Origin of the sequence: Streptomyces sp. CA-251247 (assembly GCF_050952975.1) — a bacterium.
GTDB lineage: Bacteria > Actinomycetota > Actinomycetes > Streptomycetales > Streptomycetaceae > Streptomyces > Streptomyces achmelvichensis.
The window spans coordinates 1,658,134-1,681,426 of record NZ_CP191861.1; the positions used below are offsets into that span (position 1 = coordinate 1,658,134).

Below are 23,293 nucleotides of genomic sequence, written 5' to 3' on the forward strand. Positions count from 1 at the left end.
GTTTTTCGGCCATGCGGGGAGCCTGGACAGCCCGGACCGCCCGGCGGGCACACACCCGCCGAGCTGGGCTTTTCCCGGCCCGGTTACGGAGACAGGACGAGCATCCTCACTCCTGACCGAACAGAATCAGCGCCCTGCCCCCGCGCCCCGTCCGCATGTTGTCGAAGGCCGACGCGATGTCCTCGAGACCGATCCGGTCCGTCACCAGACCGGCCAGGTCGAGACGGCCGGCCCGCGCGTGCCCGGCCAGAACCGGCAGATCCCGCGCGGGGTCGCTGTTGCCGTAGACACAGCCCGACAGGGTCCGGCCCCAGTGGAAGATCTCCAGGGCGTTGAAGGTCACCTGCTGGTCCTTGCCGCCGATGCCGACGACCGTGGTGCGGCCGCCGCGCCGGGTGGACTCCCAGGCCGTACGGATGGTCGTGGCCCGGCCGACGCACTCGATCGCGACGTCCGCGCCCTGACCGCCCGTGAGTCTGCGGATCTCCTTCGCGGTGGTGTCGGACGCGAGGACGAACTCCGTCGCACCGGCGTCCCGGGCCAGTTGCTCCTTCTCGGGCGAGACGTCGACGGCGACGATGGTGGAGGCCCCGGCGATCCGCGCCGACTGGAGCGTGGCGAGCCCCACTCCGCCCGCGCCGAAGACGGCCACGGACTCACCCTCGCGCACCCGGGCGGAGTGGTGCACGGCGCCCCAGCCCGTGAGGACCGCGCAGCCCAGCAGGGCCGCCTCGGTGAGGGGGATGCCCTCCGGGGCGGGGATGACGCAGCCGGCGGCCACCACCGTCTCCTCGGCGAAGGCGGCGACGTTGAGACCGGGGTGCAGCTCCCGGCCGTCTGCCGTGCGGGCGTGGATGTCCGCCGCTCCGGCGAGCGCGTTGGCACACAGCCACACCTCGCCGATGCCGCAGTGGTGACAGGTGCCGCAGGAGGGCGCCCAGTTGAGGACGACTCCGTCCCCCGGAGCGACATGGGTGACGCCCTCGCCGACCGAGACGACCGTCCCGGCCCCTTCGTGGCCGAGGACGGCGGGTACCGGCACGCGCATCGTGCCGTCGGACAGGGACAGATCGGAGTGGCAGACCCCGGCGGCGGTGAGACGGACCCTGACCCGGCCGGGGCCGGGCTCGGGAAGTTCGATGTCGGTGATCTCCAGAGGAGAGCCGACGGCGGGCAGTACTGCGGCGCGGACCACGGTGGGAATCTCCGTCTCAGAACTGGAGGGACTTGGTCTGGAGGTACTCCGACAGACCGTGCGGACCGAGCTCGCGCCCGACGCCCGACTGCTTGTACCCGCCGAAGGGCGCGAGGGGATTGAAGCGTCCGCCGTTGATGTCGACCTGTCCGGTGTCCATCCGGCGGGCGAAGGCGACGGCCGTGGCGTCGTCCGCGGCCCACACCGCTCCCCCGAGTCCGTAGACCGTGCCGTTGGCGATCCGCAGGGCGTCGTCCTCGTCCTCGTACCTGAGCAGCGCGACGACCGGGCCGAAGATCTCCTCCTGCGCGATGGTCATCTCGGGGGCGACGTCGGCGAAGACGGTGGGGCTGACGTAGTAGCCGGTCTCCTTCGGGGCGTCGGGGCCGCCGGCGACCAGCCGGGCCCCCTCGGCGACGCCCTTCTCGATGTAACCGCGCACGCGCTGCTGCTGCTTGGCGCTGACGAGCGGTCCGACGCGCTCCCCGGGGACGTACTTGGCGACCGCGGTGGCCGCGAGGGCGACGGCCTCGTCGTACTGGTCCCGGTGGACCAGCATCCGGGTCCAGGCGCTGCAGGTCTGGCCGGAGTTGGACATGACGTTGGCGATGCCGACGTTGACGGCCTTCGCGAGGTCGGCTCCCGGCAGGATCACATTGGCGGACTTGCCGCCGAGTTCCAGGGCGACCCGCTTGACGGCGGCCCCCGCGGTCGCGCCGATCTGCCGGCCGACCGCGGTGGAGCCGGTGAAGGAGACGAGGTCGACGCCCTCGTGCGCGGCGAGCGCCTGTCCGGCCACCGGGCCGAGGCCGGTCACCAGGTTGAAGACGCCGGCGGGCAGCCCGGCCTCGTGCACGGCGTCGGCGAAGAGCTGGGCGGTCAGCGGGGTGTCCTCGGCGGGCTTGAGGACGACGGTGCAGCCCGCGGCGAGGGCCGGCGCCACCTTGGCGACGACCTGGTGCAGCGGATAGTTCCAGGGCGTGATCGCACCGACCACACCGACGGGCTCCAGCAGGACGGTGGAGGTGCCGATCTTCTCTTCGAAGGCGTACGAGGCGGCCAGTTCGGCGTACGAGCCGGCAACCATCACCGGCAGGCTCGCGTGGACGGCCTGCGAGAGTGCCAGCGGCGATCCGAGCTCGGCGGTCACGGTCTCGGCGATCTCCTCCTGGCGGGCCACCAGGGCGTCGCGCAGGGCGCCGATCGCGGCCGCGCGCTCGGCGGGCGGTGTCGCGGCCCAGCCGGGGAACGCCTCACGGGCGGCCCGTACGGCGGCGTCGACGTCCTCGGGTCCACCGGCCGGGACATGGGCGATGACCTGCTCGTCCGCCGGATTCACCACCGGGATGGTGTCCTGTCCGGCGGCGGGCCGCCACCGGCCGCCGATGTACATCCCGTCGTGGGCCTTCATCGCACTCCTCCAGAACCTGCCGGCAGTCGTGCGACCCAAACTAGCGGTGTTAGTTTTCTGACGCCAGGGGCGACCGTGCCGATCGGGCCAGGGCCGACCCGCTGACGCAGGCCCGGTGTGCCGGGTCAGGCGCGGTGTGCCGGGTCGGGCCCATGCTCCGGATCAGGCGCAGTGCGCCGGATCAGGCGCCGCGTACCGCGTCAGGCGTCCAGGCCGAGCAGGTCCGGGGGCGCGGGGCAGATCCGCTGACCCTGGTGGTCGAAGACGTACAGATGCGCAAGGTCCACCAGGAGCGGCACCTGGGCGCCGGTCCGCAGCCGTACGTCGGGTCCCGTCCGTACGACGAGGTCGCTCGGCGCGGTGGCCGGGCGCTCCGTCGCGAACGGCACGGGCTCCGGGTCGTCGAGCGCGACTACGGGACCGGCGACCTGCGCGACCGCACGCTCCCTGATCCGGGTGAGCACGCCCGGACCGCCGCTCCTGCTCCTGCGCCGGCGCACCGGGGGCCGCGGCCGGGGCGACTCCAGCTCGGCGACCACGGCGGGCCGCGACCCCGTGTTGAAGTGCACCAGCGCCTCGTGCCCCTGGTACTCCATGTGCTCGACGATGCCGGTCAGGGCGACCTCGCCGGGGCGGGCCTGGCTGGGCGGCGCGATACGGGTGGACTCGGAGCGCAGTCCGACGATGATGTCGCGGCCCTGCTGGATCCGGAGCAACTGGTGGTCCACGCTGAGCGGTTCGGGCAGCGGGAGCCGCTGCTTGCCGAGGTTGATCGACATCCGCCCGTCGAGCGGCGCGTAGACGACGGCCTGGAGGAGGTTGATACGGGGCGTGCCGATGAACGCCGCGACGAAGACATTGGCGGGCATGGCGTAGGTCTCGCGCGGGGTGCTCACCTGCTGGAGCACACCGCCGCGCATCACGGCGACCCGGTCGCCCAGCGACATCGCCTCGGCCTGGTCGTGTGTGACATAGACCGTGGTGACCCCCAACTCCCGGGTGAGCTGGGCTATTTCGGCCCGCAGATGGTTGCGCAGTTTCGCGTCGAGGTTGGACAGCGGCTCGTCCATCAGGAAGACGGAGGGCCTGCGCGAGATGGCCCGGCCCATGGCGACCCGCTGCCGTTCACCGCCGGAGAGCTGACTGGGATAGCGGTCCAGGACGTCCTCGATGCCGAGCATCCGGGCGGTGGCCTCGACCCGTGGCGCACGGTCCAGACGGGGGTTCTCCAGCCGCAGCGGGAAGCCGATGTTCTCGCGGTTGGTCATGCTCGGATAGAGGGCGAAGTTCTGGAAGACCATTGCCATCGCCCGGTCGCGGGGCGGCACATGGTTGGAGAGCTCGCCGTCCAGCAGCAGTTCGCCCTCGGTGATCTCCTCCAGACCCGCGATCATGCGGAGCACGGTCGACTTGCCGCAGCCCGACGGACCGAGCAGGACCACGAACTCGCCGGGCTCGATGTCCAGGCTGAAACGGTCGACGGCGCGGGCGCCCCGTCCGTACCGCTTGCTGACACTGTGCAGGGAAATGGCGCGCGTCATGGGGTTCCGCCCAGGGATGAGGAGGAGCGGTGCGGACGCCGAAACTAGCCGACTACTCCCGGTCAGGGAATGATTCGGGCGAATGTTGGGGCTGAGGTTTTTGTACGGTGCCGGGGAAGGCGGGGGTCCCTCCCCCGGTGGGCCGAACGCCCGTACCGCCGGGAGGAGTCGGGGTCCGCATCCCCAACCCCGCCGCGACCAGCAGCAGAAGGCCCAGCATCGCGAACGGCGCGGCGGGTCCCGCGACCCCGGCGATCACACCGGCGGAGGCGGGAGCCGCGACCTGGCCGAGGCGGTTTCCGGTCAGCCGCAGAGCGAGGGCGGTTGACCGCGCACCGGCCGGGGCAGCCTGTACGACCGTCGTCATGGACAGCGGCTGCCCCACGCCCAGGCAGAAGCCGAGGGCGGCGAGCATCACCGCGAGCGCCCAGACGGGGACCGGCAGCGCGATACCGCCGCAGAGCAGCGCACCGAGCAGGCAGGTCACGGCCATCAGGGCCGTGCGGCCGAGCAGCCGGATCATCGGGGTCATCACCAGACGGCAGGCGATGGTGGTGGCCGCTCGCAGGCTCAGCAACAGGCCGACGGTCGCGGGTGCGATGCCGCGCTGCTCGCCGATCACCGGGAGATAGGCGGTGAGGATGTCGGTGGCGGAGAGCACGGCGAGGCTGATGAAGATCCCGGCGGGCACGCCCCGGGCGCCGAGTATCCGGCGGACGGGCACCTTCTGTGGGCGTTCGCGGGCCGGTGCTCCGCTCGTACGGTGCTCGATGCGCCACAGCGAGGTGAGGGACACCGCGCCGACGGCCGCCGAGACGACCAGGGCGAGCGCGCTCGTACGGCCCATGGCGCCGTCCTCGCCCGAGACGAGGAACCCGGCGGCGACGGGCCCCACCAGCTGCCCGAACGAGGCGCCGATGGTGAAGTGGCCGAAGTTGCGGTCCTGTTCGTCCGGTGCGGACTGGCGGGCGACGATCGACTGCGCGCCGATGACGAAGCAGAGATGGCCGAGGCCCATCACTCCGCTCCACGCGGCCATCGCCGCGAGCGAGCCCGCCGTACCGCTGAAGGCACACCCGCCGGAGATCAGGACGACACCGACGGGCAGCAGGGGTGCACACCGCCCGTGGTCCGTCCTGCGCCCCAGCGGTACGGCGGCGAACAGGGGGAGGAGCGCGTACACGCCGGCGATCACACCGACCGCGCGCTCGTCCGCACCGAGCGACAGCGCCCGGTAGGAGACGGCGGGCCGCGCCATCGACACCGCCGCCTGCGCGAAGCCGAAGGCGATGACGAGACGCAGCAGCCAACTCCGGGATCCGGTCACGGTCAGATGATCCCGAAGAGGATTCCGGCGCCGAGCACCACCAGACAGGTGAGCGCTGCCCACTTGACCGTGAACTTGGTGTGGTCGCCGAACTCGACCTTGGCCATGCCGACCAGGACGTAGACGGCGGGGACGAGCGGGCTCGACATGTGCAGCGGCTGGCCGACGAGGGAGGCGCGGGCGATCTCCAGCGAGGAGACGCCGTGGGCGGAGCCCGCTTCGGCGAGGACCGGCAGGACGCCGAAGTAGAAGCCGTCGTTCGACATGAAGTAGGTGAGCGGCAGGCTCAGCACTCCGGTGACGATGCCCATGTGCGGGCCCATGCCCTCGGGGATGGCGCCGACGAGCCAGTCCGCCATGTGCTCGACCATGCCGGTGCCGGTGAGGACGCCGGTGAACACGGCGGCGGCGAAGACCATGCCGGAGACGTTGAGGACGTTGTCGGCGTGGGCGGCGATCCGGGCCTTCTGCTCCGTCATCTTGGGGAAGTTGACGGTCAGCGCGAGGGCCGCGCCGATGAGGAACAGCACCGGGATGGGCAGCAGCTCCATGATCATCGCAGCGAGAAGGGCCACGGTGAGACCGGCGTTGAACCAGTAGAGCCGGGGGCGCAGGGTCTCCCGGTGGGGGTCGAGGCCCTGGAAGCTCTCGTCGTCGGTGTCGTCCGCCACATCGTGGGCGGCCTTGTCCGCGGCACTGTCCCCGTCGCCGGCGCCGAGGCCCGCGGCCGTACCGGCGCCCGCGCCGCCCGGAGTGCGGGTCGCGTCCGTGCCACCCGCGCCGACCAGTACCGTCTCGTTCTCCGTCACCAGCACCTCGTCCAGGGAGAGGTAGCCGAGTCGCGTGCGCTCACGGCGGCCGAGGACGTAGGCGAGGACGAAGACGAAGAGCAGTCCGACGGCGAGCGCCGGGATCATCGGGACGAAGATGTCGGCGGCGTCGAGCTTCAGGGCGGTCGCCGCACGGGCGGTGGGGCCGCCCCAGGGAAGGGTGTTCATCACGCCGTTCGCGGTGGCGGCGACACCCGTCAGCACGACCAGGCTCATCTTGAGGCGCTTGTAGAGCGGATACATCGCCGAGACCGTGATCATGAAGGTGGTGGAGCCGTCACCGTCCAGCGACACGATCGCCGCCAGCACGGCCGTGCCGACCACGATCCGCATGGGGTCCGCCTTGCAGAACCGCAGGATGGCACGGACGATCGGGTCGAAGAGCCCGACGTCGATCATCACGCCGAAGTAGACGATCGCGAACATCAGCATCGCCGCGGTGGGCGCGAGCTGGCCGACGCCCTCGAGGACGTAGTCCCCGAGGTGCGCGCCCTTCCCGACGATCACGCAGAAGAGCGCGGGGATGAGGACCAGAGCCGCGATCGGCGACATCTTCTTCATCATGATCAGGACCAGGAAGGTCGCGATCATGGCGAAGCCGAGGATTGTCAGCATGGGGGACACCTAACGTTCATCCTTGAACTCCCACCGGTGCGGCGGTCCGGACGACGTTAGGTGGCGTCAAATGCCGTTAACAAGATGTTGACGTGTGAGCAATACGAGCAAAACCCCAGGTCATCGAGTTGCGTTGAGTTCCACGGGGAATCCGTTGAGCACCGCGGTGCCGGACAGCGGGTCCAGCCGCGAGCCGTCGAGCAGCTGGTTCACATTGACGCCGGGGCGGGACGCGGCCACCGACATCCGCACACCCGGGCGGCTGTGCCCCCAGCCGTGCGGAAGGCTGACCACGCCGGTGCGCACCGTGTCGGTGATCTCCACGGGCGCCTCGACCTGACCACCGTCCGCCGCGATGCGCACCTGCTCGCCGTCGTGGAGCCCGAGCCGGGCCGCGTCGTCGGGGTGGATCTGGAGGGTGCAGCGGTTGGAGCCGCCGTTGAGTGCGGGCACATTGTGCAGCCAGCTGTTGTTGGAGCGCAGATGGCGGCGGCCGACCAGCACCAGGGCCTCGGGCCGCTCGTCCAGGGCGCTGCGCAGCCTGGGCAGATCGTCGGCGATCGGCCCGGGCAGCAGCTCGATCCGGCCGCTGCGGGTCCTGAGCACCTCGGGGACGCGGGGCTGGAGGGGGCCGAGGTCGACGCCGTGCGGGTTCTCCAGGAGCTTGTCGAGGGTGAGGTCGTACGGGCCGGTGCGCAGCATCATGTCGAGGCGGCGCTCGGGTCCCGTACGGCCGGACAGCTGAGCGGTCAGCTCCTTGACGTCCTGGCCGTGGACGGGAGAGTGCGCCTCGGCGACGGCCTTGGAGAGGGCCTTCTCGATGACCATGTCGTCGACGGCCTCCGGGGGCGCGCCGTGCATGCCGCCGACGGCCAGGACCAGGCGGGCGTGGATCTCGCACTCGTCCATGCGGCCGTCCTCCAGGGGCACGGCGGCCGGGGTGTAGCGGGCCTGGTTGTGCACCGCGAAGGCGTTGAAGGCGAAGTCGAAGTGGGAGCTCTGGGAGGGCGGCGGCGGGGGCAGCACCACGTCGGCGTGCCGGGAGGTCTCGTTGAGATAGGGGTCGACACTGACCATGAAGTCGAGCTGTTCCAGCGCGCGGTCGAGGCGGTCGCCGTCGGGCGCGGAGAGCACGGGATTGGCGGCGATGGAGATCAGCGCGCGGATCCGGCCCTCGCCGGGGGTGTCGATCTCCTCCGCGAGTACGGCCATCGGCAGTTCGCTCTTGGCCTCGGGCAGCTCACTGACCCGGCTCGTCCAGCGACCGAGCGCGAAGCCCCTGCCGGGACCGGCGGGGCGGGGCGCGGGCGCCGTGGCCGAGAGCGGGAAGAGCGCGCCGCCGGGGCGGTCGAGATTGCCGGTGAGCACATTGAGCACGTCCACCAGCCAGTTGGCGAGGGTGCCGTACTCCACGGTGCAGCTGCCGATGCGGCCGTAGACGGCGGCGGTGGGTGCGGTCGCCAGTTCGCGGGCGATCGTGCGGATCTCGCCGGCGTCCATGTCGCACGCGGCGGCGACGGCTTCGGGGGTGAACTCCGCGACGGCCGCCTCGACGTCGCGCAGGTGCTCGACGTGGTCGGCGAGCCGGCCGAGGTCGGTCAGCCGCTCCTCGAAGAGGACGTGGGTGAGCGCGGCGAGCAGCAGGGCGTCGGTGCCGGGGCGGATGGGCACATGGCGGTCGGCGAGCTGGGCGGTGCGCGTACGGCGGGGGTCGACGACGGTCAGTGTGCCGCCGCGCCTGCGCAGCGCCTTGAGCTTGCCGGGGAAGTCGGCGGCGGTGCAGAGGCTGCCGTTGGACTCCAGCGGGTTGGCGCCGAGCAGCAGCAGATGGTCGGTACGGTCCAGGTCGGGGACGGGGATGGCGACGGCGTCCCCGAACAGCAGTCCGCTGGAGACGTGCTTGGGCATCTGGTCGAGGGTGCTGGCGGTGAAGAGGTTGCGGCTGCGCAGTACGGACAGCAGCACCGGCGGGTAGAGCGCGCCGGCCATGGTGTGCACATTCGGGTTGCCGAGGACCACGCCGACGGCGTTCGCCCCGTGTTCCTCGATCAGCGGCCTGACCCGGGCGGCGATCGCGTCGAAGGCCTCGGCCCAGGTGGCGTCGCGCAGTTCGCCGTCCTTGCGGACGAGCGGGGTGCGCAGCCGGTCGGGGTCGGCGTCGAGCTCTCCGAAGGAGGCGCCCTTCGGACAGATGAAGCCGCGGCTGAAGACGTCGTCGCGGTCGCCGCGCGCGGAGACGACACGGGTGCCCTCGATGGTGAGGGTGAGACCGCAGGTGGCCTCGCAGAGCGGGCAGATCCGCAGGGCGGTGCGTGTCTCTCCGGCCGGTTCGGCTCCGTCGCCGCCCGTCGGTGCGGTACGGGCGGCAGCTGTGCGGGACATGGGCCCTCCCCGGGGCGGCGTCGGTGTCGCTCGGTTCAGGCCGAGCATACCGACCGGTATGCATGGGCGGGAGTCCCTGCGGGGGTCCGGTTGCGGAAAGCGTCAGGCCGGCACCCGCAGGGACCTCAGTCCAGTACCCGCGCCAGATACGACCGCAGCAGCTCCCGCGTCTCCCCCACGATCGCCTCGTCGCCCGACGGGTCCACCCGGAACGCCAGTTGGAGCAGGGCATCCGCGGCCTCCACCGCGACCAGCGCGGCGCGCCGCAGCACCTCGTCCGGCTCCCGGCCCACCTGCGCCGCCAGCAGCCCCACCAGGCGGTCGGCCACCTGGTGGTTCGCGCCGGCCGCCGGGGAGCCCACCGGGATCTGGTTGCCGAAGTCGATCAGCGAGAAGCCGGGGACCGTGCGTTTCATCGCCACGTACTCGCCGAGCACCACATCGAGCAGTCCACGCCAGTCGCCTCCGGCGAGACCGGTGAGCCGGACCGCGATGCGGTCCGTATATCTGTCCAGATTGCGTTCGGCCAGCGCGTCGGCGAGAGCACGCTTGTTGCCGAAGAACCGGTAGACCGAACCGATCGGCACCCCGGCCCTCACCGCCACCGCACGCGTGGACAGTTCCTCGTATCCGGTCTCGTCGAGAAGTTCGGCGCAGGCGTCCAGAATCCGGGCGAGCCGCTCGGCGCTGCGCCGCTGCACGGGCTCACGTCGTAAGGGGGCGTGGGACACGCGCTCCATCATGCCGTCCGGATGCCGTTGACGGGGGCGCTCCGCAATCCTACGGTAGTCCATAGGATTCCAGGATTCCTTCAGCACCGGGAGCGGGCGATGAGCGGCATCGAGCAGGCGCGGAAGACGGCCGAGTCCCTGGGGTACTCCCCCGGGTTCGGCAACGAGCACAGCTCGGAGGCCGTGCCGGGCGCACTTCCGCTCGGGCGCAACTCACCGCAGCGGGCCCCGCTCGGGCTGTACGCGGAGCAGCTGAGCGGTTCGGCGTTCACCGAGCCGCGTGTCCACAACCGCCGCTCGTGGCTCTACCGCATCCGTCCCTCGGCGGCTCACCCGCCGTTCGTCCGTGTCGGCAACGGCGGCCTGCGCAGCGCGCCGTTCACCGAGACCGTCCCCGACCCCAACCGGCTGCGCTGGAACCCGCTGCCGGAGCCGGCGCCGGGAACCGACTGGCTGGCCGGTCTGTGGACGCTCGGCGGGAACGGCGACACCACCCAGCGCACCGGCATGGCCGTGCACCTCTACCACGCCAACGCGTCCATGACGGACCGGGTGTTCAGCGACGCCGACGGCGAGCTGCTGATCGTCCCCGAGCACGGTGGCCTGCTGCTGGTCACGGAGTTCGGCATGCTCGCGGCCCGCCCCGGCGAGGTGGCCCTGATCCCGCGCGGCATCCGTTTCCGCGTGGAACTGCTCGACGACAGCGCCCGCGGCTATGTGTGCGAGAACTACGGTCAGCCCTTCCAGCTCCCCGACCTCGGCCCGATCGGCGCCAACGGCCTCGCCAACGCCCGTGACTTCATGGCTCCGGTGGCGTCCTTCGAGGACGTGGAGCGCCCGGTCGAGGTGGTCAACAAGTTCTGCGGCAACCTCTGGGCGGCGACGTACGACCACTCCCCGCTCGACGTGGTCGCCTGGCACGGCAACCACCTGCCGTACGTCTACGACCTGCGCCGGTTCAACGTCATCGGCACCATCAGCTACGACCACCCGGACCCGTCGATCTTCACCGTGCTGACCTCGCCGTCCGACACCCCGGGCCTGGCGGGCGTCGACTTCGTGGTCTTCGCACCCCGCTGGCTGGTCGGCGAGAACACCTTCCGGCCGCCCTACTTCCACCGCAACGTGATGAGCGAGTACATGGGCCTGATCGAGGGCGCGTACGACGCGAAGGCGGAGGGCTTCGTGCCCGGCGGCGGCTCGCTGCACAACATGATGTCGGCGCACGGGCCGGACCGGGACACGTTCGACCGGGCGAGCGCGGCCGAGCTCAAGCCGCAGAAGATCGACGACGGGCTGGCGTTCATGTTCGAGACGCGCTGGCCGGTGACCGCGACGGAGCAGGCGGCGGGCGCGGACCATCTGCAGAAGGGCTACGACAACGTGTGGCAGGGTCTTGAGCGCCACTTCAGGTCGTAGTACGGAGATGCCGTGACCTCCTTCGCCCCCGACTCGCTGGTCCTGAACCGCAAGCTGCCGCTGTGGTACCAGGTCTCGCAGTCGCTGCGCGCCTCGATACTCGGCCGGGCGCCCGAGGCGTCGCTGCGGCTGCCCACCGAGGAGCAGCTCGCCGCGCACTACGGCGTGAGCGTGCTGACCATGCGGCAGGCGCTCAAGGAGCTGGAGGCGGAGGGGCTGATCAGCCGGCACCGCCGGCGCGGCACCTTCATCGAACCGGGGGCCCGGCGGGGGGCGCCGCGCCGGCTGCTGGGCTCGATCGACGCGATCGTGGCCCAGCAGTCGGGCGAGCGGACGACGATCCTCGGGCACGGTCCCGGTCCGGTGCCCGCCGAACTGGCCGAGTACTTCCCGGACATCGCCGAGGTCGTGACGTACCGCAGGCTGCGCTGCGACGGGGAGAGCGGCGAGCCGACCAACTGGGCGGAGAACGCGGTCCGTCCGGACATCGCGGCCGGGCTGGATCTCGCGGATCTGGAGCGCTGGCCGATGACCAAGGTGCTGCGGGACGCGGTCGGTGTGCGGATCAGCCGGATCACGGACACCGTGGAGGCCCGGCTGGCGGACCCGCGTACGGCGGAGCTGCTGGAGGTGCCGCTGCTGAGTCCGATCCTGCACTACACGGGTGTGACGTACGACGGCGACGGCCGGGTGGTGGACGTCGCACGGATCCACTACCGGGGCGACCGGTTCTCCTTCTCGGTCACGGTCGAGGCGGACTGACGTCGGCCTGCTGCGTGTGGATGACTAACATTCCGGCGGTACGAGCCCGTGGCGAGGGGGAGGATGTCCGCATGCCGATGCTCGATGCGCTCATGCCGTGGGGCGTGCGGCCCCTGCGGCCGGGACGCTCCTGGGTGATCGCGCCGGACACCGTATCGCTGACCGCGCGCTGGGACGCGGTGGTGCGGGCAAAGGGGCCGGCGCAGGACGCGCTGTTCGGGTGCACCCGCGCCCGCACCCCCCGGACCGCGGTGGGCCAGCTGCCCGGGCAGGCCGGCGGGACGGGCCGGTTCGTCCGTGAGGACGGCCGCTGCCCCGAGCCGGTGCGGATCGCGCACGGTGCCTTCGACGAACAGTGGCTGATCCCCGACCACCGTCTCCTCGATGTCGCCCGCCCCGAACTGTGGCGGGTCGCCGACGACCGGCAGATCTTCGCCGTCGAACAGGGCTGGACCGGGGACGCCGCCGGCCCCGCCGTCCTGATGTCCGCGCTGCTTCCCGACGGGTACTCCCCCGCCGGACGGCCCGGCCGCATCCGGCCGCTGTACCGACGTCCGGGCGGCGACGAGCCCAATCTCGCGCCCGGTCTGCTGCCCCTTCTGGAAAGCCACTACGGGCGGACGGTCGCCCCCGAGGACGTGCTCGCCTGGATCGCCGCGGCGTCCGAGCCGTCTCCCGCCGGCTGCCTCGTCCCGCTGCCCGCCGACCCCCAGGTGTGGCTCACGGGCGTGGACCTGGGGCGGACCCTGCTCGACGTCCAGCTCCGCGGCGCGCGCGGCGGCGCGAAGCCCCGGCTGCCCGGCGGGCGGCGCCCCTACGTCCGAGCCGCCGTGCCCGCCCGCCCCGACGCGATCGCGTACGACGCCGAGGAGGAGGTGCTGAGCGTCGGCGAGGGACGCATCTCCCCGGTGCCGCCCGCCGCCTGGGACGTCCACGTGGCCGGTACCCGGGTGCTGGAGGCCTGGTTCGCACGCCGGACCACCCAACCCGAGTCGGGCACCCTGGAGGCGATCCGGCCCGGGGCCTGGCCGCAGGAGTGGACCTCGGAGCTGCTGGAGCTGATCACCGTCCTCGCCCTCTTCGGAGAACTGACCGAGCGGCGGGCCGAGTTGAAGACCGGAGCCGAGATCACCGACGTCGGGAGCGTGCTGCCGCCGCCGGACACGGCCCGTCGTCCCGCCTCCGTACTCGACCACCACGAGGAAGGCCCGGAGGGCCAGTTCGCCCTGCTCTGAGGGCGGCAACCGGGGCACCCCGCGCCTCTCGGGCCGGCGCACGGCCGCCCGTCGAGATGACAGATGCCCTGCGTACGCGATAGGTACGGCTGTCATGAGCACTCAGCCACTGCCGCTCGACGGGGTCACCGTCGTCGCCGTCGAGCAGGCCGTATCGGCCCCGTTCGCCACCCGCCAGCTCGCCGATCTCGGCGCCCGTGTCATCAAGATCGAGCGTCCGGACGGCGGGGACTTCGCCCGCGACTACGACACGGCCGCCCACGGACTCGCCTCGCACTTCGTGTGGTGCAACTACGGCAAGGAGTCCATCGCCGTCGACCTCAAGGACCCGCGCGGGCTGGAGATCGTGCAGCGGCTCGTCGCGGACGCCGACGTGTTCGTGCAGAACCTCGCCCAGGGTGCGGCGGCCCGCCTCGGTCTGGACGCGGCCACCCTGTGCGCCGCGCACCCCCGGCTGGTCGCCGTGGACATCTCGGGTTACGGCGCCGAAGGCCCGTACGCCCACAAACGGGCCTACGACATGCTCGTGCAGTGCGAGGCCGGCCTGGTCTCCGTCACCGGGACCGCCGAGCGGCCGGTGAAGGCCGGTGTTCCGGCGGCCGACATCGCCGCTGCCATGTACGCCTTCTCCGGGGTGCTGGCCGCGCTGCTGCGCCGGGGTGTCTCGGGCCGCGGCGGACCGGTGGAGATCTCGATGCTGGAGTCGCTCGCCGAGTGGATGGGACATCCGCTGCACTACGGGATGCACGGGGGTCAGCCCCCGGCGCGCACGGGTCTCGCGCACGCCGTCATCGCACCGTACGACGCCTACACCACCGCGGACGGCGGGCAGGTGCTGCTGTCGGTGCAGAACGACCGGGAATGGCGGCGACTGGCCGAACAGGTGCTGGAACTGCCCGGCCTCGGCAGCGATCCGCACTTCGCCACCAACACGGCCCGTACGGCGAATCGCGCGAGGACGGACGCGGCGGTGGGCCTGGCGCTCGGGAAGCTGGGCACCCAGGAGGCCGTCGACCGGCTGGAGGCCGCGGGCATCGCCTGTGCGCGGCTCAACGATGTGACGGATGTGGCCGGACATCCGCAGCTCGCGGCGCGTGACCGGTGGCGGGAGGTCGGTTCACCGGTCGGTCCGCTGAAGGCACTGCTGCCGCCGATCACCCTGCCGGGCGGACCGGAGGTACGGATGGGTGCGGTCCCCGCGCTCGGCGAGCACACCGACGCGCTGCTGAGGTCCCTGGGAATGACGGACGAGGGGACAGCAGCGCTGCGCCGGGACGGTGTGGTCGCCTGAGCGCGCGGTCGCGGGGTCGCGATGCGAAGGCGGCCGGATCAGCTCCGGCTGCCGAACAGCGAGCGGCGCAGCCTGCGCAGGGGGGCGAAGAGCGAGACACGCGCGCTCTTGCTCCTGCGGCTGTGCGCCACATCACGCGTGGTGAGCTCGCGCATCAGCGAGGTCGCCTCGACCGTCTCGCGCTGCGGGACGGCAGGGCCGCCCAGCACCGAAAGATGCCGGTCAAGACGCGAACTGGTCGCGCTGCTCCCACATGTGATGGCAGGCACTCGTGCCCTGCTCCGCACTGCTATCTGATCCATGTCACTCCCCACCCGTACGACGCACCCGGCCCGGGCAGGTTAACCCTATCGCCCCGGCATCACACTCGTGTATCCCGGGCGCAGGATTCACCACACCTGTACGCGAGTTGACGACCACTCACCGAATCCATGAGTTTCCAGGGCGAGTTGGACACTTTCGAATCTCCACCAATCCATCCGTCGCGCGGCCCCGAATGGCACGCGCAAGGCAACCGAACCTCGTTGCTCAGAACGGACGGACGCAATGACCGCAATCAACAGGAGCGGGTGGGGGCCCGGAACTTTCCGGGGGCGCAGGAGTCTCGCCGCGCTCACCTGTGGTGCTCTGGCTGCCGGGGCGCTCGCCGCCGGCGGCGTGGCCGCACTGACGCCGGAGGCGGCCAGCGCCTCCAGTCACCGGGAGGCCCCGCTGATCTCGGGCCAGCCCCAGTTCGACAACACCGACGTGTACGCCTTCGTCAGCCCGGACAAGCCGGACACCACGACGCTGGTGGCCAACTGGCTGCCGTTCGAGGACCCGGCGGGCGGCCCGAACTTCTACAAGTTCGCCAGCGACGCCCAGTACGACATCCACATCGACAGCAACGGCGACGCGCAGGGCGATCTGCTCTACCGCTGGACGTTCAAGGAACACCTGAAGAACGACAAGACGTTCCTCTACAACACCGGTCCCGTCACCAGCCTCGACGACCCGGACCTCAACTTCACACAGACGTACGACATCGACCTGCTGCGTCTGAAGGACCAGAAGGTGGCCTCCACCCACAAGATCGCGGACGATGTCCCGGTGGCGCCGTCCAACGTGGGCAAGGCGTCCATGCCGGACTACAGCGTGCTGCGCAAGCAGGCGGTGCACCAACTGCCGAGCGGTCTCACCACCTTCGCCGGCCAGGCCGACGACCCGTTCTTCCTGGACCTGCGGGTCTTCGACCTGCTGTACGGCGGTGACCTCTCCGAGGTCGGCAACGACACGCTCAAGGGCTACAACGTCAACACCCTCGCGCTCCAGGTGCCGACGCACTACATACAGCAGTCGGCCGAACAGCCGGTCGTCGGCATCTGGTCGACGACCCAGCGCAAGAGCGCGAGCGGCCACTGGACCCAGGTCTCGCGACTCGGGATGCCGCTGGTCAACGAGGTCGTCCTGCCCCTCAAGGACAAGGACAAGTTCAACGCGTCCTCGCCGTGGAACGACGCCGACTTCCTGCCGTCGGTGACCAACCCGGAGCTGCCCAAGCTGATCGAGGGCATCTACAAGATCAAGGCTCCGGCGGAGCCGCGCAACGACCTCGTGTCGGTCTTCCTGACCGGTGTGAAGGACCTCAACCAGCCGCCCGGGGTGAAGCCCGCGGAGGCCCTGCGGCTGAACACGTCCATCAAGCCCACGGCCGAGCCGAAGAGGCTGGGCGTACTCGACGGCGACAACGCCGGCTTCCCCAACGGCCGCAGGCTGACCGACGACGTCCTGGACATCGCGCTCCAGGTGGTCGAGGGCGAGCTCGTCGGCTCGAAGAACGACCTGGGCGACGCGGTCGACGCCAACGACGCGAAGTTCGAGGCGAGTTTCCCCTACGTCGCGCTGCCGACCGCCGGCTCGCGCGGCCCCACGGCCGAGGGCGCGACGGCGCGCAACGCGCTGAACGGCGGAGCGGGCCTGTCGTCCTCCTCCGACGACAACAGGACCCTGCTGATCGCCTCCGCGGGCGGCGCCGTGGCGGGTGTGCTGCTGATCGCCACGGCCCTGACCTGGTGGCGCAGGCGCAGGCGGACGACGAGCTACATCTAGGGCCTCTCGTCTGGATCTTGCCGGGCTCGCGTGCCCTGGCAGGCACGCGCGCTGATCCGGCCTGACCCGGACGAAAGACCCCAGGCGGCCCGACCCGCCCTTCGAGACGGGGGCCGGGCACACCGTGCCCCGCCCCCGTCCGCTCCACCGATCAGATCAGGGCCCCCATCACCGGGCCCGGCCCCGAGAGGACCGAAGATGTCTCAGCAGACCAGCGAAGCCCCCCAGGCACCCCGGGGCGGCCTCCGGCGGCGGTTTGCCGTCGGGCTGGGAGCCGTCGGGGTGGCGCTGGCGATCAGCGCGGGCGCCGTCGTGATGGGCGGCGACGGGCAGGAGCCGGCGGCACCTCTCGGCGGGGCCGCCGTGATCGGGGCGGACGTACGGGCCCTCGAAGCCCATCTGAAGAGCCGGCCCAAGGACGACCGGGGCTGGGCGACGCTCGGTTCGGCCCGCGTCGAGGAGGCCCGGACCTCCGGCGACCCGGCCGGCTACCCGCGCGCCGCCGACGCCTTCGAACGGTCCCTGAAGCTGCGCCGCGAGGGCAATGACGCGGCGCTCGCCGGCCGGGCCGCGCTGGCGGCGGCCCGGCACGACTTCACCGGCGCGCTGCGGGACGCCGGGCAGGCGCTGGCGGTCAATCCCTACAGCGAACAGGCGCTGGCCGTGCGCATCGACGCGCTCGTCGAACTCGGCCGCTACGACCAGGCGTTGAAGGCGGCCGAGGAGGCGGACCTCAAGCGTCCCGGCATACCCGCCTTCACGCGTCTCGCCTACGTCCTCGAACTGCGCGGCGACACCCAGGGCGCGAACCGCGTCCTGACCCTGGCCATGACGTCCGCCACCGCCCCCGGCGACATCGCCTACGTCGCCACCGCGCTCGGCCAGCTCACCTGGTCCCAGGGGCAGTACGACACCGCGCTGAAGCACTGCGCCACCGCGCTGCGCGCCCAGCCCAGGAACATCGCGGCGCAGGAGTGCCGGGCCCGGACACATGCGGCGCAGGGCAAGACGGCCGAGGCGATCCGTGAGTACGAGGCGATCGTCGCCCGCTATCCGCTCCCCGGCCAACTCGTCGCGCTCGGCGAGCTGTACGAGGCCGCCGGGAAGGACGCCGAGGCCCGCCGGCAGTACGCGCTGATCGGCACCTGGACGTCGCTCGCCCGCGCGGGCGGGGTGAACCCGGATCTGGACACCGCGCTCGCCGCCGCCGACCACGGTGACAAGGCGGTCGCCCTCAAGGCCGCGCAGGCCGAATGGCAGCGGCGCCGGACCGTGCACACGGCCGACGCGCTCGGCTGGGCGCTGTACCGCAACGGCCGTGCGAAGGACGCGCTGCCGTACGCCCGCAGGGCCACGGCGACCGGCTACCGCAACGCCGTGTTCCTCTACCACCTGGGGATGGTCGAGCAGGCGGCCGGTGCGAAGGCGCCCGCCCGCCGCTCCCTCACCCGGGCCCTGTCGCTCAACCCCGGTTTCTCGCCGCTCGCTCCGGCCGAGATCCGGCGCACCCTGAAGAACAGCGCCAAGGAGACGTCATGAGCACGGTGAGCAGCGCACGGACCCTGAGGAAGCGCATCGCCGTCGTCGGCACGCTGGTCGCCGGACTGTTCCTCGTCTTCGCGGGGACGGCAGCCGCCCACCCGCTCGGCAACTTCACCGTCAACCGTTACGACGGACTGGTGGTCGCCCGGGGTGAGTTGAGGGTCGACCACGTCGAGGACCTGGCGGAGATCCCGACCGCCCAGATCGATCCGGCTGCGCGGACGCCCGAGAAGCTTCCCGCCTGGGCGGATGCGCGCTGTGCGACCGCGGCGCGCGAGGGCCGCGCGGAGGTGAACGGCCGCGCGGTGGCGCTCAGGGCCGGCGCGAGCCGCGCCGAAATACGCCCCGGGCAGGCCGGTCTGGCGACGCTGCGGCTGGAGTGCGAGCTGACGGCCGCCCTGCCGGACGGCGAAGCGGCCGTCTCCTTCCGGGCCCCGGGCGGCGACGGGGGGCCGGGCTGGCGGGAGGTCACGGCGCGCGGCGACCGGATGACCCTTGCGGAGTCCGACGCGCCGCGGGAGTCGCTGTCCCGGCGGCTCTCCACGTACCCGGAGGACCGGCTGGCGTCTCCCCCGGACCGTACGAAGGCCGCGCTCAGGGTGGTGCCCGGTGGCCCCGCCCTGGCCGCCGACGGCGACGAGCGGGGCGCGGGCCCCGCCTCCGTACTGCCGCGGGGCGCGGACCGGTGGACGCAGGCCCTGACCGGGCTGGTCGAGCGGCGCGATCTCACCCTGCCGTTCGCCGCCCTCGCTCTGGCGACGGCGATCGCGCTGGGCGCGATGCACGCGCTGGCTCCCGGCCACGGCAAGACGCTGATGGCCGCCGCGGCGGCGGCCGGCGGGCGCAACTCGGTACGTGAGGTGCTCACGCTCGGCATCTCGGTCACCGTCACCCACACCCTCGGGGTGTTCGCGCTGGGGGCGCTGGTGGCGGCCGGCTCGGCGGCGGCGCCGTCGGTCGTCGCCTGGCTGGGTGTGGCGAGCGGCGCGCTGGTCGCGCTGGCCGGGGCCGCGCTCGTCCTGCGGGCATGGCGTCGCCGTGGCGGACCGCCCCATCACCATCACCACGGTCACGGCCATGCGCATGACCACGGCGGCACGGATGCACCTGGCCACGACCACGGGCACGCGCACTCCCCAGGGCACTCACACGGCCACGCACATCACAGCCACAGCCACTCCCATGACCACGCGCACGGCCTGCCGGGCGAGAAGCGCCGCGGGCTGCGCGGCACCCTGCTCCTCGGGTTCGCCGGAGGCATGGTGCCGAGCCCCTCCGCCGTCGTCGTCCTCGTCGGCGCGGCCGCCCTGGGCCATGCCTGGTTCGGCTTCCTGCTCGTCCTCGCCTATGGCGCGGGCCTCGCCCTGACGCTGGCCGCCGCCGGATTCCTCGTCGTGCGCGTCGGCGCGGGGGCGGCGAAGCGTCTCGCGGAACGCAGACGCCCTGGCGGCAGGGTCCTCGCCCTGGCCCATCGGGCCGCTCCCCTCGGTACGGCGTGCGTGGTGTTCGTCCTGGGATGCGGACTGGTGTTCAGGGGGGCCGCAGCAGCCTGGAGTTGAGCTAGCTTTGAGTGGTTTCCACCGAGATGCCGTGCTGCAACGGATGGGGGCTCGCGTGCCCGAGAATCAACTGATCGCCGGGCGTTACCGACTGCTGAGCCCGCTGGGCGAAGGCGGCATGGGTGTGGTGTGGCGCGCCCGCGACGAAGTGCTGGCCCGCGAGGTCGCGGTCAAGGAGGTGCGGGCGCCCGCCGGTCTGGGCACCGCGGACGAACGCCGGCTCTACCAGCGCCTGGAGCGGGAGGCGTGGGCCGCGGGCCGGATCTCGCACCGCAACGTGGTCACCGTCTACGACGTGGCCACCGAGGACGGCCGCCCATGGATCGTGATGGAACTGGTCCGCGGGCTCGCCCTGTCCGACGTCCTGGATGCGGAGGGCCCGCTCAGCCCACAGCGTGCGGCCCACGTCGGCGCCGAGGTGCTCGCCGCGCTGCGTGCCGCGCACGAGGCGGGGGTGCTGCACCGTGATGTGAAGCCGGGGAACGTCCTGGTCGCCAACGACGGACGGGTGGTGCTCACCGACTTCGGTATCGCGACGGTCGAGGGCACCTCCAACCTCACGATGACGGGCGAGCTGATCGGCTCGCCCGAGTTCCTCGCACCCGAGCGGGCGCTCGGCCGCAACCCAGGCCCCGAGTCCGACCTCTGGTCCCTCGGCGTCCTGCTGTACGCGGCGGTCGAGGGCATCACCCCGTTCCGCCAGAACACTCCGCTGAGCACGCTGCGGGCCGTGGTGGACGAGGAGTTGCCGCCGCCCCGCCGGGCCGGTGAGCTGGCACCGGTGATCGCCGGGCTGCTGCGCAAGGACCCGGCGGACCGGCTCCCGGCGGACGAGGCCGAGCGGATGCTGCGGGTGGTGGGCGCGGGCGGGACGGCGCGTACGTCCGTACCGCCGGTGTCCGGTCCGTACAGCCCGACGATGACGTCCACGTCGCCGGGCACTCCCCCGCCCACCGGACCGGGACGGCCGGTGCCGACGACGACGGCGGGCATGGGGACCACGGCGCCGACTCCCGCTCCGCGGCAGGGCCATCCCCGTCGGGCGAAGGTGGTGCTGGCCGCGGGCATCGCGGTCCTGCTGCTCGCTGCCGGCGGCCTGGCCTGGGCGCTGGTCGGGAACGGCAAGGGCAACGGCACGAACGCGGGCGACGACGGGGGCGGCACCACAACTCCCGGCGCCGCGACCGCGGGTACCGCGGGCACCGGCAGTTCGCCCGACGACACCGGTGGCGACACCGGCACGGAGACGGACGGCGGCGGTGACGGCGGTGCGAGGGGAGGCAACGGCGCGTCGACGCACGATCGTCCGCAGAGCGTCTCGGTCCACATCAGGACCGTGCACGACAGCTACAAGGGCACCTGCCCGCCGCCGGAAGCAGAGGCTCCGGCCTTCCGGGCGACCATCACGGTCGGCCGGGTGCCCGCCGCCGTCGAGTACCGCTGGGCAACCGAGAGCGGCAAGGGTTCCGACACGGGCTGGAAGACCCTGCGGTTCGGCTCGGCGGACGGAAAGCAGCGGGAGGTCAACCACATCGAACGGAACTATCGGAACTACGCCGAGGGCGACACGTACCACGACCGGATCCGCGTGGAGATCCGGAAACCGGTCGAGGCACGGTCCGGTTGGGTCGACTTCTCGGTCACCTGCGACGAGGAGTCCCCGTCGGGCGGGGACTCTTCGCCGGACGGGGAGTCCTACTCGCCCGACACCGGAGGCGGCGCGGACACGGCGGACCCGGTGGACCCGGTGGACAGCGCTGCTGCCGCGGTCGGACGGACCGGGCTCACACGCGAGAGGTGAAGCTGGGCAGATAGCCGCCGGACTGCCCGGCGGCGGTGGGGTGGTACGACTCGCCGATGTTGAGCCAGTTCACGCTGTGCAGCCACGCCGAGCCGGAGCAGATCTCGTGCCCGGTGAAGGCGGGGACGACATCGGCGAAGTCGTAGCCGTGGTCGGCAGCGCGCTTCGCGATGGCGGCGTTGAGGTAGTCGGCGGCCGAGTTGATCGCGGACCGTTCGTTCTCGCTGAGTCCGGCGAGGCAGCTGCCGCCCAGCTTGTAGAAGCGGGGGTAGCCGAGGACGACGACCTGGGCCGAAGGGGCCCGGGAGCTGATGGCCGTGTACACGGAGTCGAGTTGTCCGGGCAGGGTCGTGTTGACGTACGAGCGTGCCTGGTTGATGCGGTTGATGCAGGTGGCCTCCGACTGGAGGACGCACGTGGTCATCACGTCGGAGAAGCCGGCGTCGTTGCCGCCGATGGTGATGGAGACCAGGTCGGTGGCGGAGTTGACGGGGGCGAGCTGACCGGAGAGAACATCACCCGTACGAGCGCCCGAGCAAGCGGTGAACGCGAACGACGAGGGTGAATGGGCGGCGGCCCAGAGCTTGGGGTAGGCGCGGGTGCTGCGCTTGCAGTTGCCGCTGGCGCTGTCGTAGCTGCCGGCTCCGAGTCCGGATGAGTAGGAGTCGCCCAGCGCCACGTAGTCAAGGGCGAGGGCTCTGTCGTCGGCCTGCGCCTGGCCCGCTCCGGTGAGAGCGAGAACGGCGCCGAGGAGGAGTGAGGATGAGAATGCCGCGATTCGGGACAGTTTCATGGAACCTCCCTTTAGCAGGATCTCTGCCTCAACTTTCGTAGCAGGGCCCATACTTCACCGGAAGTGTCCATGCCAAAAATTCCTATGGTCGTCTTGACGCCACCATGCGTGCTGGTCAGCATGAGGGCCTCGCATCCGACGCCTGGGGGGGTCCAGTCGGCCATGCAGACCATCAAGAACAAGCCACCACCGGCCGGGGCGGATCTTCTCCCGGTGCTCGCCGGCGCGGCGTTCGCCGTGTCGGGTGTGGGCGTCGTGCTGACGCTCGCGGACGTCCAGTCGCCGCTGCGCGCGCCGTTCGTGCTCTTCTTCCTCTTCGCGGGGCCCGCCTGCGGACTGTTCGCCGCACTGTCCGGGTTCGACCCCGCCGTCCGTGCGGCCGTTGCCGCCGCCGGAGCCGTCGGCATCGGCCTGCTCGCCGCCCTGCCGGCCTCGTCCCTGCACATCCTCGACGTCGGCGGTGGGGTCGTCGCCGTCGCGGTGATCACCGCCCTGCTCTTTCTGTGGGCGCCCGCGCGCCGAATGCGGAATCCGGGGTCAAGCACACCGAGTGATCAATTCCTGAAAGCGATCAAGAAAATTCGATCAGGAAGCACTGCGTTCTCCATACGATTCGGTGCCAAAAAGTAAAAAAGCGAGACCGGGGTCCAGGTCTTGCCATACAGTCCTATTCATCAATACCGTCGTACATCCACCCGCAACGGTCCATCACGCAAGCGGCACTAGGGGAGGGCTCAAGCGTCGCGATGGCTTCGGAGCGGGAGGCGCGGT

18 protein-coding genes are annotated in these 23,293 nt (G+C 71.6%); 9 read left to right on the forward strand and 9 right to left on the reverse strand.

Going from position 1 to position 23,293, the window contains the following annotated elements; all coding sequences use genetic code 11:
• Positions 1-106: 106 nt before the first annotated feature.
• The 7 genes from ACQPWZ_RS07320 to ACQPWZ_RS07350 form a co-directional block, all read right to left on the reverse strand.
• A complete protein-coding gene (locus tag ACQPWZ_RS07320) occupies positions 107-1,195 on the reverse strand; it encodes a Zn-dependent alcohol dehydrogenase (protein WP_313947254.1) in 1,089 nt (362 codons plus the stop codon).
• Between the two features lie 16 nt (positions 1,196-1,211).
• A complete protein-coding gene (locus tag ACQPWZ_RS07325; protein WP_356704914.1) occupies positions 1,212-2,606 on the reverse strand; it encodes an aldehyde dehydrogenase family protein in 1,395 nt (464 codons plus the stop codon).
• 200 nt (positions 2,607-2,806) lie between these two features.
• The gene (locus ACQPWZ_RS07330) at positions 2,807-4,147 is read right to left on the reverse strand and encodes an ABC transporter ATP-binding protein (RefSeq protein WP_340472271.1); all 1,341 of its coding nucleotides are present in this window, start codon (positions 4,145-4,147) and stop codon (positions 2,807-2,809) included.
• A gap of 52 nt (positions 4,148-4,199) precedes the next feature.
• Positions 4,200-5,480, reverse strand: coding sequence for an MFS transporter (locus ACQPWZ_RS07335; RefSeq protein ID WP_433573777.1), 1,281 nt, complete (start codon positions 5,478-5,480; stop codon positions 4,200-4,202).
• Positions 5,477-6,919, reverse strand: coding sequence for a CitMHS family transporter (locus ACQPWZ_RS07340; RefSeq protein ID WP_340472272.1), 1,443 nt, complete (start codon positions 6,917-6,919; stop codon positions 5,477-5,479). The genes ACQPWZ_RS07335 and ACQPWZ_RS07340 overlap by 4 nt, the downstream gene beginning before the upstream one ends.
• A gap of 120 nt (positions 6,920-7,039) precedes the next feature.
• On the reverse strand, positions 7,040-9,301 hold the full coding sequence (locus ACQPWZ_RS07345; protein WP_433570927.1) for a molybdopterin oxidoreductase family protein: 2,262 nt from the start codon (positions 9,299-9,301) through the stop codon (positions 7,040-7,042).
• A 125-nt stretch (positions 9,302-9,426) separates the two neighbouring features.
• Positions 9,427-10,041: a TetR family transcriptional regulator gene (locus ACQPWZ_RS07350; protein WP_433573778.1), complete on the reverse strand. Its 615-nt coding sequence runs from the start codon at positions 10,039-10,041 to the stop codon at positions 9,427-9,429.
• A 90-nt stretch (positions 10,042-10,131) separates the two neighbouring features.
• Here ACQPWZ_RS07350 and hmgA point away from each other — a divergent pair, with 90 nt between their 5' ends.
• The 4 genes from hmgA to ACQPWZ_RS07370 all read left to right on the forward strand — a co-directional run bounded on the left by hmgA (position 10,132) and on the right by ACQPWZ_RS07370 (position 14,739).
• Positions 10,132-11,451, forward strand: coding sequence for a homogentisate 1,2-dioxygenase (hmgA, locus tag ACQPWZ_RS07355; RefSeq protein ID WP_340472275.1), 1,320 nt, complete (start codon positions 10,132-10,134; stop codon positions 11,449-11,451).
• A gap of 12 nt (positions 11,452-11,463) precedes the next feature.
• On the forward strand, positions 11,464-12,213 hold the full coding sequence (locus tag ACQPWZ_RS07360; RefSeq protein WP_340472276.1) for a GntR family transcriptional regulator: 750 nt from the start codon (positions 11,464-11,466) through the stop codon (positions 12,211-12,213).
• Between the two features lie 71 nt (positions 12,214-12,284).
• Complete coding sequence (locus ACQPWZ_RS07365) at positions 12,285-13,448, forward strand: type ISP restriction/modification enzyme (protein WP_433570928.1); 1,164 nt, start codon at positions 12,285-12,287, stop codon at positions 13,446-13,448.
• A gap of 94 nt (positions 13,449-13,542) precedes the next feature.
• The gene (locus ACQPWZ_RS07370; protein WP_433570929.1) at positions 13,543-14,739 is read left to right on the forward strand and encodes a CaiB/BaiF CoA transferase family protein; all 1,197 of its coding nucleotides are present in this window, start codon (positions 13,543-13,545) and stop codon (positions 14,737-14,739) included.
• Between the two features lie 38 nt (positions 14,740-14,777).
• On the opposite strand, the gene ACQPWZ_RS07375 is transcribed toward ACQPWZ_RS07370, so the two are convergent.
• Positions 14,778-15,041 carry a hypothetical protein gene (locus tag ACQPWZ_RS07375; RefSeq protein WP_313947246.1) on the reverse strand — a complete coding sequence of 88 codons (264 nt, stop codon included), beginning with the start codon at positions 15,039-15,041 and terminating at the stop codon, positions 14,778-14,780.
• Between the two features lie 244 nt (positions 15,042-15,285).
• Between ACQPWZ_RS07375 and ACQPWZ_RS07380 the strand changes: the two genes are divergently transcribed.
• The 4 genes from ACQPWZ_RS07380 to ACQPWZ_RS07395 all read left to right on the forward strand — a co-directional run bounded on the left by ACQPWZ_RS07380 (position 15,286) and on the right by ACQPWZ_RS07395 (position 21,729).
• Entirely contained in the window at positions 15,286-16,827 is a 1,542-nt protein-coding gene (locus ACQPWZ_RS07380; RefSeq protein WP_433570930.1) for a DUF4331 domain-containing protein, read from the forward strand.
• 198 nt (positions 16,828-17,025) lie between these two features.
• Positions 17,026-18,366, forward strand: coding sequence for a tetratricopeptide repeat protein (locus tag ACQPWZ_RS07385; RefSeq protein WP_433570931.1), 1,341 nt, complete (start codon positions 17,026-17,028; stop codon positions 18,364-18,366).
• Positions 18,363-19,928 carry an urease accessory protein UreH domain-containing protein gene (locus ACQPWZ_RS07390; RefSeq protein ID WP_433570932.1) on the forward strand — a complete coding sequence of 522 codons (1,566 nt, stop codon included), beginning with the start codon at positions 18,363-18,365 and terminating at the stop codon, positions 19,926-19,928. The genes ACQPWZ_RS07385 and ACQPWZ_RS07390 overlap by 4 nt, the downstream gene beginning before the upstream one ends.
• A 43-nt stretch (positions 19,929-19,971) precedes the next feature.
• Positions 19,972-21,729: a serine/threonine-protein kinase gene (locus ACQPWZ_RS07395; protein WP_433570933.1), complete on the forward strand. Its 1,758-nt coding sequence runs from the start codon at positions 19,972-19,974 to the stop codon at positions 21,727-21,729.
• Here the strand turns inward: ACQPWZ_RS07395 and ACQPWZ_RS07400 are convergent.
• A complete protein-coding gene (locus tag ACQPWZ_RS07400; RefSeq protein ID WP_356704902.1) occupies positions 21,713-22,522 on the reverse strand; it encodes an SGNH/GDSL hydrolase family protein in 810 nt (269 codons plus the stop codon). The genes ACQPWZ_RS07395 and ACQPWZ_RS07400 overlap by 17 nt on opposite strands.
• 84 nt (positions 22,523-22,606) lie before the next feature.
• On the opposite strand from ACQPWZ_RS07400, the gene ACQPWZ_RS07405 reads away from it, so the two are divergent.
• Positions 22,607-23,152 (forward strand): hypothetical protein, encoded by a 546-nt coding sequence (locus tag ACQPWZ_RS07405; RefSeq protein ID WP_433570934.1) that lies wholly within the window; start codon positions 22,607-22,609, stop codon positions 23,150-23,152.
• The last annotated feature ends 141 nt before the right edge of the window (positions 23,153-23,293 follow it).